Below are 13,752 nucleotides of genomic sequence, written 5' to 3'. Positions count from 1 at the left end.
CCACCCGCGCCACCGTGAGTGGATGTGCGGATATGGCCACTCGGGCGGGAGGCTGGCGAGACATGGCCGAATGGCTGCCATAGAATGGGCCCATCCAATGAGCGTGAAAAAGGCATTATCACCACATGGCCAAACTCTTCTTTGCCCTGCCCGTCAAGGAGCTCGCCCCCGAGCTCATCGCCTGGCGCGATCAGCTGCCTTGGCCCGGTCAGCCGGTGCCGCAAGCCAACCTCCACCTGACCCTGGCTTTTCTGGGTGAGGCGGACGAGTTGACCACCCGCCGCCTGATCGCCGCCGTGGAGCGTCAGCACTGTCCGCCGCTCTCCATCAGGCTGGATGAGACCGGCTGGTTCAGCCGGGCCAAGGCCGCCTGGATTGGCCCGAAGGAGTGGCCCAACGAGCTGACCGTGCTGGCGAAGGCGCTGCGCCGCCACGGCGAGAAGTTGCGTCTTGGCAATGGCGAGCAGGGTTATCGCCCCCATGTCACCCTGTCGCGCAAGGCGGGTGAGGCGCCTGCCATCCTGCCTGCCCCAAATTTTCTGCTGCAGGCCGATGAGTTCTGCCTCTATCAATCCATCTCGACTCCGGACGGGGTGCGCTACGAGCCGCTTGCCTGCTGGCCGCTGCGCGCCCGGGTAAAAGAAGACGCGCAGAGGGCTAACCCGTGATTTTTGGTCCCCCCCTGCAATCGGGCCAGCTGGTGGCCCGCTACAAGCGCTTTCTGACCGATGTGCAACTCGATAACGGCGAGGTCATCACTATCCACTGCGCCAATACCGGTGCCATGACCGGTTGTGCCGATCCGGGCACCCGGGTCTGGTACTCCACCTCCGATAACCCCAAGCGCAAGCTGCCCAACAGCTGGGAGATCGCCGAGAGCCCGGCGGGCCACTTTATCTGCGTCAACACGGCGCGCGCCAACCAGATCGCCCGGGAGTTGATCGAGCAGGAGGCCATAGCCCCGCTGGCGGGTTACAGCCGGTTGCGCACCGAGGTGAAGTATGGCGAAGAGAACAGTCGCATCGATCTGCTGCTGGAAGATGACGAGAAGGGCAATTGTTACATCGAGGTAAAATCGGTCACCCTGCTCGACGAACGTGAACATCCGGGTATGGGCTACTTCCCCGATGCGGTCACCGCCCGTGGTGCCAAGCATTTGCGCGAGTTGATGGCGATGAAAGCGGCGGGCCACAGGGCCGTACTGCTCTTTATGGTGCTGCACTCCGGAATAAGCCGGATGCGCCCTGCAACCCATATAGATCCGCACTATAGTCTGCTAATTGAGCAGGCAATCGCGGCGGGGGTTGAAATTTTATGCTATCGGCCCCATGTTGGGGTGCAAGGCATGGTGGCTCAAGGGTTTATCCCGTTTGAATCTGGTCACCTGTTACCCGAGGGGAGTGCATAAATATTGGAGTGGGTAACATTATTGGTACGGCTCGTTTGCTTACCCGTTACCCTTCTGCTATAGATGTCGCCCTCAATTTATGGATGGCACGGGTAGCGTGCTGAATTAGGAGACAGGGCATGCCAACAGGCGAAAACAGGAAATCTCTGGGCCCCCTGGCCATTGCGGGTGTCGCGCCTTACCAGGAAAAGCCGGGTGAGGAGTACATGAATGACCAACAAAAGGCGCATTTTCGCAAGATCCTGGGTGCCTGGCGCAACCAACTGATGCAGGAAGTTGATCGTACCGTCGACCATATGAAAGACGAGGCTGCCAACTTCCCGGATCCCGTGGATCGTGCCGCGCAAGAAGAAGAGTTCGCTCTTGAACTGCGTACCCGCGACCGTGAACGCAAGCTGATCAAGAAGATCGAGAAGACCTTGCAGCTGCTTGAAGACGATGATTTCGGTTACTGCGAACACTGCGGTATCGAGATCGGTATCCGTCGTCTGGAAGCCCGTCCGACTGCCGACCTCTGTGTCGATTGCAAGACGCTGGCCGAGATCAAGGAAAAACAGATGGCCGGTTGATCCCGACCCTCTGGTATATGAAAAAGGGAGCTTGCGGGCTCCCTTTTTTATTGAGCTTTTGGCGGTCGCGCCCCAGAATGCAGCCTCAATGAATCGCTTACCCGAACAGTCATGCCAGTGAATTCCCCGTCCTCACCCCTTGTGCGCCCCTATGTGGGCCGTTTTGCCCCCTCACCCTCAGGCCCGCTTCATTTCGGTTCGCTGATCGCCGCCCTCGGCAGCTTTTTGCAGGCCAGAGCGCAGCAGGGACGTTGGCTGGTGCGCATCGAAGATATCGATCCGCCTCGGGAGATGGCGGGGGCGGCCGACCTTATTCTCAAAACCCTTGAGGCATATGGTCTCGAGTGGGATGGGGAGGTGATGTTCCAGAGTGCGCGCCACGGCCGTTATGACGAGATCATCGACCAGCTCTATCGGGCAGGCGATCTCTACTGGTGCCGCTGCACCCGGCGCGAAATCATGGCCGCGGGCGGTCTCTACAGCGGCCACTGTCGCACGCTGGGGCTGGCGGCCGAAGGTTGCGCCGCCCGGCTGCGCCAGCACCATCCGGTCTACCACTTCGACGATCGCTTGCAGGGCCATATCGCGGTACCGGCGGCGCTCGCCGAGGAGGATTTCATTATCCGCCGCCGCGACGGGCTCTATGCCTACAACCTGGCTGTGGTGGTGGATGATATGGACAGTTGCATCACCGAGATAGTGCGCGGCGCTGATCTGCTGGAGCCCACGGTGCGCCAGATTGCCCTCTACCAGACCCTGGGGGCGCCGGTGCCCGACTGGGTGCACCTGCCGCTGGCGGTACTGGCCGATGGCAACAAGCTCTCCAAGCAGAACCATGCGCCGGCCCTGGCGCTCGATGAGGTGAGACCGGCCTTGTGGCAGGCACTGCACTTCCTCGGCCAGTGTCCGCCGCCCGAGCTGATGGCAAGCCGGATCGACGAGATCATCGAATGGGGCATTGCCAACTGGCTGCTAGAACGGGTGCCCGCCAGCGAGAAGATCACGCTGGACCTTGAGTAAATAGGGCCGATTTTCGTGTAATAAGGCGTGAGCTGGGCGCTGATAGACCGCTATTTTCGCTGACAGACGGTTTCATGCGGGATCAATTGTCAGCACGGTTTTTCATTTGGTTAGGCGTGAGCTATCATAGGCCGCTATTTTTTGGCCTCCCGTCAATTTAGAAGTCATGAAGAGGTGTACCATTTTTTCCCAGATCGCAAACTTTTGCCGCAAGGTGCTCGGCAAGGAAGACGGCGAGCAGTCGGTGGAATCCCCCATTCCAGCCCGTGTCGCCGGTCAACGTCGTACCTTAAGCCGTGATCAGCACCCTATTTCGCGCAAAGAGATCAGCGAGAATGCACTCAAGGTGCTCTATCGCCTGAACAAAGGGGGCTATGAGGCCTACCTGGTCGGCGGCGGAGTCCGGGATCTGCTGCTCGGGAAGACGCCCAAGGATTTCGACATCGCAACCGATGCGACGCCGGAGCAGATCAAGGCGCTGTTCAGCAACTGCCGCCTGATTGGCCGTCGTTTCCGCCTGGCCCACATTGTCTTTGGTCGTGACGTGATCGAAGTGGCCACCTTCCGGGGTCACCACCATCAGGTCAATACCAGCAAACATGTGTCGGCCCAGTCTGATGAAGGCATGCTGCTGCGCGACAACGTCTACGGCACCATCGAAGAGGATGCCGAGCGCCGCGACTTTACCGTCAACGCCCTCTACTACAGCGCCAAAGATTTCACCCTGCACGATTTCGAAGGGGGTCTGGAAGATCTGGCCGAGCGCAAGCTTGAGCTGATCGGCGATCCCGAGACCCGTTATCGTGAAGATCCGGTGCGGATGCTGCGCGCCGTGCGCTTTGCCGCCAAGCTGGATATGACCATCAGCCCGCGTACCGCCGCCCCCATCAAGGAGCTGGCGCCACTGCTGCAAGACATCCCTGCTGCCCGCCTGTTTGAGGAGACCCTCAAGCTGTTCCTGGCTGGCGACGGTCTGGCGACCTACAAACTGCTGCGCGAGTATGGCCTGTTCCAGCAGCTCTTCCCGCAAGTGGCTGCGCTGTTTACCCCGCACGGCAACTCGCCCTACGAGCAGTTTATCGAGCAGGCGCTGATCGATACCGACACCCGCGTCCGCGAAGATAAGCGCGTCACCCCCGCCTTCCTCTACGCCACCCTGCTGTGGGGCTGCGTCGAGGCCCGTGGTCGGGTGCTGGAGAACGAGAGCGGCCTGCCTTGGTATGACGCCTTCATGCTGGCGATCAACGAGGTGCTGGACAATCAGGTGCGGATCATCGCCGTTCCCCGCCGTTTCACCACAGATGTCCGCGACATCTGGGCACTGCAACAGCGGCTGACCCGTCGTCAGGGCAAGCACCCCGAGCGCGCCATGGAGCATCCCAAGTTCCGCGCGGCGTTCGACTTCCTGTTGCTGCGCAACCGGGTCGAGCGCGGTCTCGGCGAGCTGGCCAGCTGGTGGGAGCGCTATGTCGCCTCCAATCCGGATGTGCGTCCGCAACTGCAGCGTGAAGCGACCCGTCGCCCGGCTAGCGGTGAGCGCGGTGAGGTCCGTAGCCACGATGGCGAGAAGCGCAGCAGCAACAGCCGCAACCGTCGTCGTCCCCGTCGCCGCAAACCGAAAGTGGCCGAGTGACAACAGACGTGATGACCGAGGTCTTCATCGCCATTGGTTCCAACCTGTCTGATCCGCTGGGTCAGGCTCGTCGCGCCGTTGCCGCGTTGGCAAGGTTGCCGGAATCTGTGCTGGTGGCGGCCTCGTCGTTTTACAGCAGCCGCCCCATGGGGCCTGCTGACCAACCGGACTACGTCAATGCCGTGGCCCGGCTCAATACCCGGCTCGCGCCCCTTGCGCTGCTGGATCAATTACAAAAAATCGAGCTGGAACAGGGACGTGTGCGCAAAGAGGAGCGGTGGGGACCCAGAACCCTGGATCTCGATCTGCTGCTCTATGGGGATCAGGTGATCAACCATGAGCGCCTGATCGTACCCCATTACGGCATGAAGGAGCGGGAGTTCGTGCTGCTGCCCCTTGCCGAAATTGCGCCTGCTCTGGTGCTGCCCTGCGGCACCCCGCTCGCCCGACTGGTTGCCCGCTGCCCGCACAATGATCTGGCCATCATTGCCCCGCGTGCAGACGTACAGGAGCCTCTATGAGCAAGATCACCACCGCCAGCCTGTTGAAGATGAAGCAGGACGGTCAAAAGTTCACCGCCATCACCGCCTATGATGCCACCTTTGCCAAGCTGTTCGACGACGAGGGGGCCCACGTGCTGCTCATCGGCGATTCGCTGGGCATGGTGCTGCAAGGGGGTCAGGATACCCTGGCGGTCAACATGGATGAGATGGTCTATCACACCCGCTGTGTGGCGCGTGGTGCCAGTAAGGCACTGGTGGTCGCCGACATGCCGTTCATGAGCTACGCCACCCCCGAGCAGACTTACCAGAACGCTGCCCGCCTGATGGCGGCCGGTGCCCGCATGGTGAAGATGGAAGGGGGCGACTGGCTGTGTGACTCCATCCGCCACCTCACCCGCAACGGGGTGCCGGTGTGTGGTCACCTCGGCCTCACCCCGCAATCCGTTCATGTCTTTGGTGGATTCAAGGTGCAGGGGCGCGATGAGTTTCAGGCGCAGGAGATCTATCGCCAGGCCCTCGAACTGCAAGCGGCCGGTATCCAGCTGCTGGTGCTCGAGTGTGTGCCCACTGCGCTGGCCGAGCGCATCACCAAGGCGCTTCGCATCCCGGTGATCGGCATTGGTGCCGGCCCCGCGACCGACGGTCAGATTTTGGTGATGCATGATGCCTTTGGCGTCACCTCCGGCTATGTGCCCAAGTTCACCAAGAACTTCCTGGCCGAGACCGGTGATGTGCGTGCCGCCATCCGCCTCTATGTCCAGCAGGTGAGCGAGGGGAGCTTCCCCGGCCCGGAGCACTGCTTCAACTGATCCTGGCGGTTGCATGATGGGGGCTGCGGCCCCCGTCTCTGCTTGTCAGCCTCGCACAGTTAATCTGTATAGCTAATCCGTATCTTATTGATTCATCTAAAGGTGAACTGCTGATAGCCATGGTCGTGCCCCATCCCGCCCGAGCGCTACCGGTGGATGCAACCCGTCTCTCTTTTTGATTTATCGGAAGGTGAACTGCTGATGTTGGTCGTAAATAATCCCGTCGTTCTGCGTGAGCAGATCAGCCAATGGCGCCGTGAAGGGCGTGCCATCGCATTCGTGCCCACCATGGGCAATCTGCATCAGGGCCACCTGACGCTGGTGAAAGAGGCGCACAGCCACGCCGAGAAGGTGGTGGTCAGCATCTTCGTCAACCCGATGCAGTTCGACAAGGCCGAGGATCTTGCCAACTATCCGCGCACTCTGGAGCAAGATTGCGCCGCGCTGGAAGCGGCCGGTGTCGATATGGTATTCACCCCGACCCCGGAGATCATGTATCCGCAGGGGCTGGCTAGCCAGACCTTCGTCGAGGTGCCGGGTCTCTCCAATCTGCTGGAGGGGGCGCTGCGCCCGGGTCACTTCCGTGGTGTCAGTACCGTCGTCACCAAGCTGTTCAATCTGGTCCAGCCGGATGTGGCCTGCTTTGGCCAGAAGGATTACCAGCAGCTGGCGCTTATTCGCAAGATGGTGGCCGACATGGCGATGCCCATCGAGATCGTTGGCGTGCCCACCGTGCGGGCCGAAGACGGGCTGGCGCTCTCTTCGCGCAACGGCTACCTGACTGCCGCCGAGCGGGCCATTGCCCCTGAGCTGGCGCGCACCATGAACTGGATCGCCGAGCAGATTGAAGCGGGTGACCATCACCTGCCGTCGCTGGTAGCGCAGGCCAGCCAACGCCTCGACAACGCCGGTTTTCGTACCGATGCCATCGACATCGTCGATGCCGCCACCCTCGAATCTGCCACTGACGAGAGCGCGCAGCTGGTGATCCTGATGGCTGCTTATCTCGGCAAGGCCCGCCTTATCGACAACCGCGTCGTCGCCGTAAAGAAGTAATTCCCCCGATTGTCAGCGGACGCCTTCCCGGGCGTCCGCTGTTTTTTCACGCCTGCACACTTCTGCATTCCGGCGTTTTATTCTGCGGCCCTGCCCGCATCCCCCTTTGTTTCAATCCACTTTCGGCCTGATGGCCGCTACAGGTATTCATGATGTTTGTCCTGATTGCATCGCTTGTTTTCTGTCTGCTCTGTTTTGCTCTCACCCGGTTACCCTCCGGGTTGCCGCTCTCGCGCAAGGTGCTTGCGGGTCTGCTGTTTGGCGCCCTGTTCGGGCTGGCGCTGCAACTGGGGTGGGGTGCCGATGATGCCGGCGTTCAGCAGACTCTGGAGTGGGTCAATATCGTCGGCGGCGGCTACGTCAGCCTGCTCAAGGTGGTGATGATGCCGCTGGTGTTCACCTCGATCCTCTCCGCAATCAACAAGCTGGAGCAGGCCCAGTCCCTCGGCAAGATCAGCGCCGTACTGATCGGCTCCATGCTGACGCTGGTGATGATTGCCGGTGTGGTGGGGATGACCATCACCCACCTGAGCGGTCTCACCGCGGAAGGGTTGCTGAGCCACGGTAGCGACACGGCCGCCCTGCAACAGAGCATGAGTACCATCGACAGTGCCCAGACCCTGCCGGCCCTGCTGCTCTCGCTGGTGCCCACCAACTTTGCCGCCGATATGGCGGGTAGCCGCGGTCTCTCGGTGATCGGTGTGGTGATCTTCACCGTGTTGGCCGGGGTTGCCCTGCTGCAGTTGAAGGCGGAGCATCCAGAGGCTGGTGCTCGCGCCGCTGTGGCCATCGACACCCTGCAACTGTGGGTGATGAAGATGGTGCGGGTGGTGATTGCGCTCACCCCCTATGGCGTGATGGCACTGATCGCCCGGGTGGTGGCCCACTATCCCCTGAGCGAGATCCTCAGCCTGCTCGGCTTTATTCTGGTCTGCTACGTCGCCATTCTGGCGATGTTTGCCGTGCACATGGTGATCCTGCTGCTGATCGGCCAGAACCCGCTGCACTACCTACGGGAAGTGTGGGGCGTGCTCACCTTCGCCTTTATCTCCCGCAGCAGCGCGGCTTCCATTCCGCTCAGCATCGAGACCCAGCAACGTCTTGGGGTGCCCTCCAGCATCGCCAACTTTGCCGCCTCGTTCGGTGCCAACCTCGGCCAGAACGGCTGTGCCGGCATCTATCCGGCCATGATGGTGGCGATGATTGCCCCCATGCTCGGCATCAACCCGTTTGATCCCCTGTTCCTGCTGACTCTGCTGCCGGTGATTGCGCTGGGCTCCATCGGGGTGGCTGGCGTCGGCGGTGGCGGCACCTTCGCCGCGCTGATCGTGCTCTCCACCCTCAACTTCCCCATCGCTCTGGTGGGGGTGATGATCGCCATCGAGCCGCTGGTGGACATGGGCCGTACCGCCCTCAACGTCAACGGCTCCATCATGGCGGCCATGATCACCAAGCGCCTGCTGGGTGAACAGGCGCAGAGCGACGTTGTTGAAGGTGAAGCGTCCCGAGTCGCCAGCTGACAGCCAGCATCGAAATAAGAGAAGCCCGCAGTTGCGGGCTTCTTTTTTGGGCGAAAGGTCCGGTTACTCGGCCGTGACGGGGTAGCCGGCCCCTTTCCAGGCGAAGATGCCGCCCGGTACCCGATAGACCTGTTGATAGCCCTGATTGACCGCCCAGGCGGCAGCATTGTGGCTGCGGCCGCACTTGACGAAGCCGCAGTAGATCACCACGGGGCGAGCTTTGTCTTCACCCAGCAGCGCCTGGAACTGCTCCGGTGTACCGCTTCCCTCGACAATCTCGCTCCAGTTGTCGCCAGCCTTGGCCTCTTTCACGAAGGCAAAGTTCTTGGCGCCCGGGATGTGCTCTTTCTTGTAGGAGTCCTCATAGGGCATGGTGTCGATGATCACCAGCTCCTCGCCCTTGTCCATCCGGGTTTTCAGCTCGGCCACGGTCAACAGCTGATAGCCCCCCTGCTGCGCCTCCTGTGCCAGCTGTACAGCCGATTGCTCAAGCTTCACCTCCTGCTCGAACTGGTTATCGCCACAGCCCGCGAGGGCAAAGCTGGCGGCGATCAGCGAGGCCACCAGAGTGCGGGATCGCAATGTCATCATGTCACTACTCCTTTGGAACGGGAAAAACGGGGCGGGAAGTTCGCAGCAGGGCGCCCGCAAGCGTCAGTAGCAGCAGATCCCGCACAATGGCCTCCGGCAGCGAGCTGAGATCAGCCCTGCCCAGACAGCCGCAAGAGATGTCGAGCCCGATGGCAACGCCATAGCCCAACACCGGAAGAAACAGGGCGAGCAGCCCGATCACCAGCCACAATCCCCAGCGCCGGTTGGCGATGACTGCAAGCCCGGCGCAGAGCTCAAGGGCGATCAGCCCCCAGGCGGCGAACGGGATCAGCGGCGGCCAGATCAGGCCAAAGGCGCCGATCTGATCGATGAACAGGGCGGGGGAGGCCAGCTTGAACCCGGCGGAGGCGAGGAAGAATCCCCCCAGCGCCAGATTGGCCAGCATGCGCAAATAAACGGCGATGGGATAGCTCTTTATCATCCATGACTCCGACTGCCAGCCACAGGCGTTTGCTTCGCCATGTCCGGGCTATCGGCCGGATAGCGGGCCAGCTCCTGATAGTCGCCGTCCGCTTCGCAGCGAAAGACGGCGGCGGTTTCACCGTTCTGACACCACTGCTGCCACTCCTCGGGCGGGCAGTGGAGGCGAATGGCGAGGCCACAGCCGGCGCTGAGCAGGCGCGGCACGTCGCAGACCCGAAACTGCTGGCCATGTTGCTCCAACCGCTTGCGCAGTCTGACTGTGCCGAGGGTGGAGTGGAACAGGTAGAGAAACTCCTGATTCATGATTTGCCTCCCGTGCTGGCGCGCGCGCCGAACAGGGCGGCACCCAGCGCACCGGCAAACTGGGCATCCGGGTGGGTGGCCACGTCGCAGCCCAACCCTTCGGCCAGATAGTGACGGAAGGTGGCGCAGTGGCTGACGCCGCCGGTAAAGAGCACGCTCGGTCGGGCGCCGAGGCGGCCGATAAAATTGGCACTGCGCCGGGCCATGGCGCGGACGATACCGGCCAGGATCGACTCGGCCGGAATGCCCGCCGAGCGCAGGCTGATCGCCTCCGATTCGGCAAACACGGTGCACATGCTGCTGATGTCGTGGGGCTCGGCCCCTTGCAGCAGTTCGTCAAGCTGCTCGACCCGCGCACCCAGAGTGCGGGTGATCACCTCGAGAAAGCGACCGGTACCGGCGGCGCACTTGTCGTTCATCAGAAAGTCGGTGAGGTTGCCGTCGCTATCGAGCTGGATCACCTTGCTATCCTGCCCGCCGATGTCGATGACGGTGTGTACCGACGGGCAGAGCAGGCGAGCCCCCAGCCCGTGGCAGGAGATCTCGGTAACCCGCCGATTGGCGAACGACGCCAGATCGCGGCCATAGCCGGTCAGGGTCAGGTGGGGGCGCTCTGGCAAATCGGCCGAGAGCTCCTCCCAGCCTTGCTCGATGGCGGCCAGCGGACGAAAGGGGGTCGGCACCAGAAAACGGCGGACGATGCGCCCGCCATCCCGGCTGTCGAACAGGATCCCCTTGGTCGCGGTGGAGCCCGAGTCAATCCCGATGGAGAGTGACACGGCGCCTCCTTATAGCATCTCTATAAAGGCTGCCAGCCGGGTGGCCAGCTGTCCCTTGTCGGCACTGGAGTAGTCGGTCTCGACCGCCATGTAGGGGATGCCGTGGCGTTCGCGTACATGGCGCTTGATGGCGAGCGACTCCACCGCATAGGTGTGGCAGGCCTGCAGGATCACATCGATCACCCCGTCTGCCTGATACTCCTCCACCATCTGGCTCAGCAGATTCATGCGCTGGTGGTTGGGGGATATACAGGAACAGCCGATAGCCAGATACTTGTCGGTCAGCGCATCGAACGGGTCGCCTTCTTCCCTGACGCACTGCTCGGTCGCCTTGGCGCCGGTGCAGTTCTCGTAGCCCACCACCCAGCCGCCGTGCTCCTCGATAAGGCGCACTACCTTGTCGGCGGCGCCGCCGATGGGGCAGCCGGTGATGAGGATGCGCGGGCGGGCATCGAGCCGCTTGCCCTCGTCATACTCGGCCTTGATGCGGCGGGTCATCTCCTGCAGCTCGCTGATGAGCTGCTCCTTGTCGAAGCGGAAGGTTGCGCCATAGACCACCTTGAGCAGGTCGGTGCCGCTCAGCGCCGGCGGGTTGAGCTGACCCAGCCGGTAGAAATCGGCCAGTGCGCGGCGTTCGCGGTTTTTCAGCACGATGGCGTCGCGCAGCGCCTGCTCGCTGATGGGGTTGCCGAACTGCTGCTCCAGCAACTCCTTGAAGCGGACGATTTCGCTGCGCCACAGGGTGCGGGAGGCCTCGTCATCGGCGCGATTGGGCAGCTGCATCACATGCACCGGTTTGAACTCGGCCATGTACTCGTACATCTTCTTCTTGCCGTCACAGGTGGTTTCGCCCACCACCAGATCGGAGAAGTAGAAGTAGGGGCACTTGTCGGTCTTGCCGAAACCATAGCTGCTTTTGATCAGCGGGCAGAGGTTGCGGGGCAGGTCTTTCTCGGCCTCCTCGATGGTCTCGTCGCTGGTGGAGCAGAGCGATACCACCACCGCGCCGGCGGCCATCGCCACCTCCTGCGGCATAAAGGTGCAGTAGGTGCCGACCAGGGGGATCTGTCGCTCCTTGAGTGCCATCACAGCCAGAAAGCCCTGACGACGGGCATCTGAAAAACTATCGAAAATGGCTGGCAACTCGGTGATAAGTGACATAGGCGATCCTGCCCTGATGAGAGAAATGAAGAGACGGACGAGCCATCCGTGACGGCACATCCAACCGCGAGAATTATACCTTTGGGGGTAATTCGAAAATTGCGGTGGATCACAAGGTGTCAGGTAAAGCCTTAATAACAGGCTGGTTATTGGGAAGGGGGCTGGCAGGTTGAAGGGGCTACAGGGGGAATAAAAAACGGGCACCGCGAGGTGCCCGTTTTGGCAATCAGTGGCGCAGGCCGGTGCCGCGGGAGATGAGCCACCAAGCGATACCGTAGAGGGCCACGATAAAGCCGATGATGATGAGGTAGGCGGTGCCGAGCGGCACATCGGAGATACCGAGGAAACCGTAACGGAACGCGTTCACCATGTAGATGATGGGGTTCACCTGGGAGACACCCTGCCAGAAGGGGGGCAGCAGGCTGATGGAGTAGAACACCCCGCCCAGATAGGTGAGCGGTGTCAGCACGAAGGTGGGGATGATGCTGATGTCGTCGAAGGTCTTGGCAAACACCGCGTTGATAAGGCCACCCAGCGAGAAGAGGATGGCGGTGAGCAGCACGGTGAAGCAGACGCTGAACAGATGGTGGATCTGCAGCGGCACGAAGAACAGCGACACCAGGGTGACGATGAGGCCTACACAGAGGCCGCGTGCCACGCCTCCGCCCACGTAACCTGCGATGATGACGTAGTTGGGCACCGGCGCCACCAGCATCTCCTCGATATTGCGCTGGAACTTGGCGCTGAAGAAGGAGGAGGCGACGTTGGAGTAGGAGTTGGTGATCACCGACATCATGATGAGGCCGGGCACGATGAACTCCATGTAGGTGAAACCGCCCATGTCACCGATGCGCGAACCGATCAGGTTGCCGAAGATGACGAAGTAGAGGCTCATGGTGATGGCCGGTGGCACCAGGGTCTGGATCCAGATCCGGGTGAAGCGGCTCACCTCCTTGGCCAGAATGCTCTTGAAGGCGATGTAGTAGATGGCCAGATTCATGCTTTTCTCCCCTCTTCGACCAGATTGACGAACAGCTCTTCCAGCCGGTTGGCCTTGTTGCGCATGCTCACGACCTGCACCTGCTGGTTCGACAGCTGCTCGAACAGGCTGTTGAGTGACTGGCTCTTGTCGAGATCCACCTCGAGGGTGCGCTCATCCGGCATGCGGCCGTTGAACTCTGGCACCTCGGGTACGGCAGAACCTGGCGCAAGGTCGAGCAGGAAGGTCTCGCGACCCAGCTTGCCCAGCAGGTTTTTCATGCTGGTGTTCTCGATCAGACGACCCTTGTCGATGATGCCGATGTTGCGGCAAAGCATCTCGGCCTCTTCCAAATAGTGGGTGGTGAGGATGATAGTGACGCCCTGCTCGTTGAGCTCCTTGAGGAAGGTCCACATGGAGCGGCGGATCTCGATATCGACCCCTGCGGTCGGTTCATCGAGGATCAGCAGTTTGGGCTCGTGCATCAGGGCGCGGGCGATCATCAGGCGACGCTTCATGCCGCCGGAGAGGGTGCGGGCAGGCATGTCGCGCTTCTCCCACAGATCGAGCTGACGCAGGTACTTCTCGGCGCGGATCTTGGCTTCCGCCTTGGGCACGCCGTAGAAACCGGCCTGATGGGTGACAATCTGGATCACCTTCTCGAACTGGCTGAAGTTGAACTCCTGCGGCACCAGTCCGAGCTGGGCCTTGGCCTGTTCGAGATCGCTGTCGATGTCGTAGCCAAACACCTTCACCTTGCCGGCGCTCTTGTTCACCAGCGAGCTGATGACGCCGATGGTGGTGGATTTGCCCGCGCCGTTGGGGCCGAGCAGGGCGAAGAAATCCCCCTGCCTGACGGTAAGATCGATGCCTTTAAGGGCTTCGACGCCCCCCTGATAGGTCTTTTTCAGGCCGCTGATTTCCAGTGCGTTCATTGCAACCTCTGTGATGGTTGAATCCGGCTCGATACAGAAAAG

At 61.4% G+C, this 13,752-nt stretch carries 16 protein-coding genes; 9 read left to right on the top strand and 7 right to left on the bottom strand.

The window, feature by feature from the left end:
- Nucleotides 1-125: 125 nt before the first annotated feature.
- The 9 genes from thpR to AB5Z02_RS02270 all read left to right on the top strand — a co-directional run bounded on the left by thpR (nt 126) and on the right by AB5Z02_RS02270 (nt 8,518).
- Nucleotides 126-668, top strand: a complete 543-nt coding sequence (thpR, locus tag AB5Z02_RS02310) for an RNA 2',3'-cyclic phosphodiesterase (RefSeq protein ID WP_368215149.1) — start codon at nt 126-128, stop codon at nt 666-668.
- A complete protein-coding gene (gene sfsA / locus AB5Z02_RS02305; protein ID WP_368215147.1) occupies nt 665-1,408 on the top strand; it encodes a DNA/RNA nuclease SfsA in 744 nt (247 codons plus the stop codon). Before thpR ends, sfsA begins: the two co-directional genes overlap by 4 nt.
- A 119-nt stretch (nt 1,409-1,527) precedes the next feature.
- Nucleotides 1,528-1,977 (top strand): RNA polymerase-binding protein DksA, encoded by a 450-nt coding sequence (gene dksA / locus AB5Z02_RS02300; protein ID WP_005335644.1) that lies wholly within the window; start codon nt 1,528-1,530, stop codon nt 1,975-1,977.
- A 111-nt stretch (nt 1,978-2,088) separates the two neighbouring features.
- Nucleotides 2,089-2,997: a tRNA glutamyl-Q(34) synthetase GluQRS gene (gene gluQRS / locus AB5Z02_RS02295; RefSeq protein ID WP_368215145.1), complete on the top strand. Its 909-nt coding sequence runs from the start codon at nt 2,089-2,091 to the stop codon at nt 2,995-2,997.
- A gap of 166 nt (nt 2,998-3,163) precedes the next feature.
- On the top strand, nt 3,164-4,630 hold the full coding sequence (gene pcnB / locus AB5Z02_RS02290) for a polynucleotide adenylyltransferase PcnB (protein ID WP_139440709.1): 1,467 nt from the start codon (nt 3,164-3,166) through the stop codon (nt 4,628-4,630).
- Nucleotides 4,631-4,641: 11 nt separating this feature from the next.
- Nucleotides 4,642-5,151, top strand: a complete 510-nt coding sequence (gene folK / locus AB5Z02_RS02285; RefSeq protein WP_368215196.1) for a 2-amino-4-hydroxy-6-hydroxymethyldihydropteridine diphosphokinase — start codon at nt 4,642-4,644, stop codon at nt 5,149-5,151.
- The gene (gene panB / locus AB5Z02_RS02280) at nt 5,148-5,942 is read left to right on the top strand and encodes a 3-methyl-2-oxobutanoate hydroxymethyltransferase (RefSeq protein WP_042063124.1); all 795 of its coding nucleotides are present in this window, start codon (nt 5,148-5,150) and stop codon (nt 5,940-5,942) included. The genes folK and panB overlap by 4 nt, the downstream gene beginning before the upstream one ends.
- 201 nt (nt 5,943-6,143) lie before the next feature.
- Complete coding sequence (panC, locus tag AB5Z02_RS02275; RefSeq protein WP_040068294.1) at nt 6,144-6,998, top strand: pantoate--beta-alanine ligase; 855 nt, start codon at nt 6,144-6,146, stop codon at nt 6,996-6,998.
- Nucleotides 6,999-7,147: 149 nt separating this feature from the next.
- Complete coding sequence (locus tag AB5Z02_RS02270) at nt 7,148-8,518, top strand: cation:dicarboxylase symporter family transporter (protein WP_368215143.1); 1,371 nt, start codon at nt 7,148-7,150, stop codon at nt 8,516-8,518.
- Nucleotides 8,519-8,581: 63 nt separating this feature from the next.
- Here the strand turns inward: AB5Z02_RS02270 and AB5Z02_RS02265 are convergent, their stop codons facing one another.
- The 7 genes from AB5Z02_RS02265 to AB5Z02_RS02235 form a co-directional block, all read right to left on the bottom strand.
- Nucleotides 8,582-9,109: a rhodanese-like domain-containing protein gene (locus tag AB5Z02_RS02265; RefSeq protein ID WP_075114616.1), complete on the bottom strand. Its 528-nt coding sequence runs from the start codon at nt 9,107-9,109 to the stop codon at nt 8,582-8,584.
- Between the two features lie 4 nt (nt 9,110-9,113).
- A complete protein-coding gene (locus tag AB5Z02_RS02260) occupies nt 9,114-9,551 on the bottom strand; it encodes a MauE/DoxX family redox-associated membrane protein (protein WP_368215141.1) in 438 nt (145 codons plus the stop codon).
- The gene (locus AB5Z02_RS02255; RefSeq protein WP_335837988.1) at nt 9,548-9,856 is read right to left on the bottom strand and encodes a DUF3343 domain-containing protein; all 309 of its coding nucleotides are present in this window, start codon (nt 9,854-9,856) and stop codon (nt 9,548-9,550) included. The genes AB5Z02_RS02260 and AB5Z02_RS02255 overlap by 4 nt, the downstream gene beginning before the upstream one ends.
- Entirely contained in the window at nt 9,853-10,635 is a 783-nt protein-coding gene (locus AB5Z02_RS02250) for an acyl-CoA dehydratase activase (protein WP_335837989.1), read from the bottom strand. The genes AB5Z02_RS02255 and AB5Z02_RS02250 overlap by 4 nt, the downstream gene beginning before the upstream one ends.
- Nucleotides 10,636-10,644: 9 nt before the next feature.
- Nucleotides 10,645-11,796, bottom strand: coding sequence for a double-cubane-cluster-containing anaerobic reductase (locus AB5Z02_RS02245; RefSeq protein WP_368215139.1), 1,152 nt, complete (start codon nt 11,794-11,796; stop codon nt 10,645-10,647).
- Nucleotides 11,797-12,022: 226 nt separating this feature from the next.
- Entirely contained in the window at nt 12,023-12,796 is a 774-nt protein-coding gene (locus AB5Z02_RS02240) for an ABC transporter permease (RefSeq protein WP_019445351.1), read from the bottom strand.
- A complete protein-coding gene (locus AB5Z02_RS02235) occupies nt 12,793-13,710 on the bottom strand; it encodes an ABC transporter ATP-binding protein (protein ID WP_042063102.1) in 918 nt (305 codons plus the stop codon). The genes AB5Z02_RS02240 and AB5Z02_RS02235 overlap by 4 nt, the downstream gene beginning before the upstream one ends.
- Between the last annotated feature and the right edge of the window lie 42 nt (nt 13,711-13,752).

It is taken from the genome of Aeromonas sp. R2-3, assembly GCF_040908375.1.
In the GTDB taxonomy this organism is placed as follows: domain Bacteria; phylum Pseudomonadota; class Gammaproteobacteria; order Enterobacterales; family Aeromonadaceae; genus Aeromonas; species Aeromonas veronii.
This window is presented reverse-complemented; position numbering and strand designations above follow the sequence as displayed.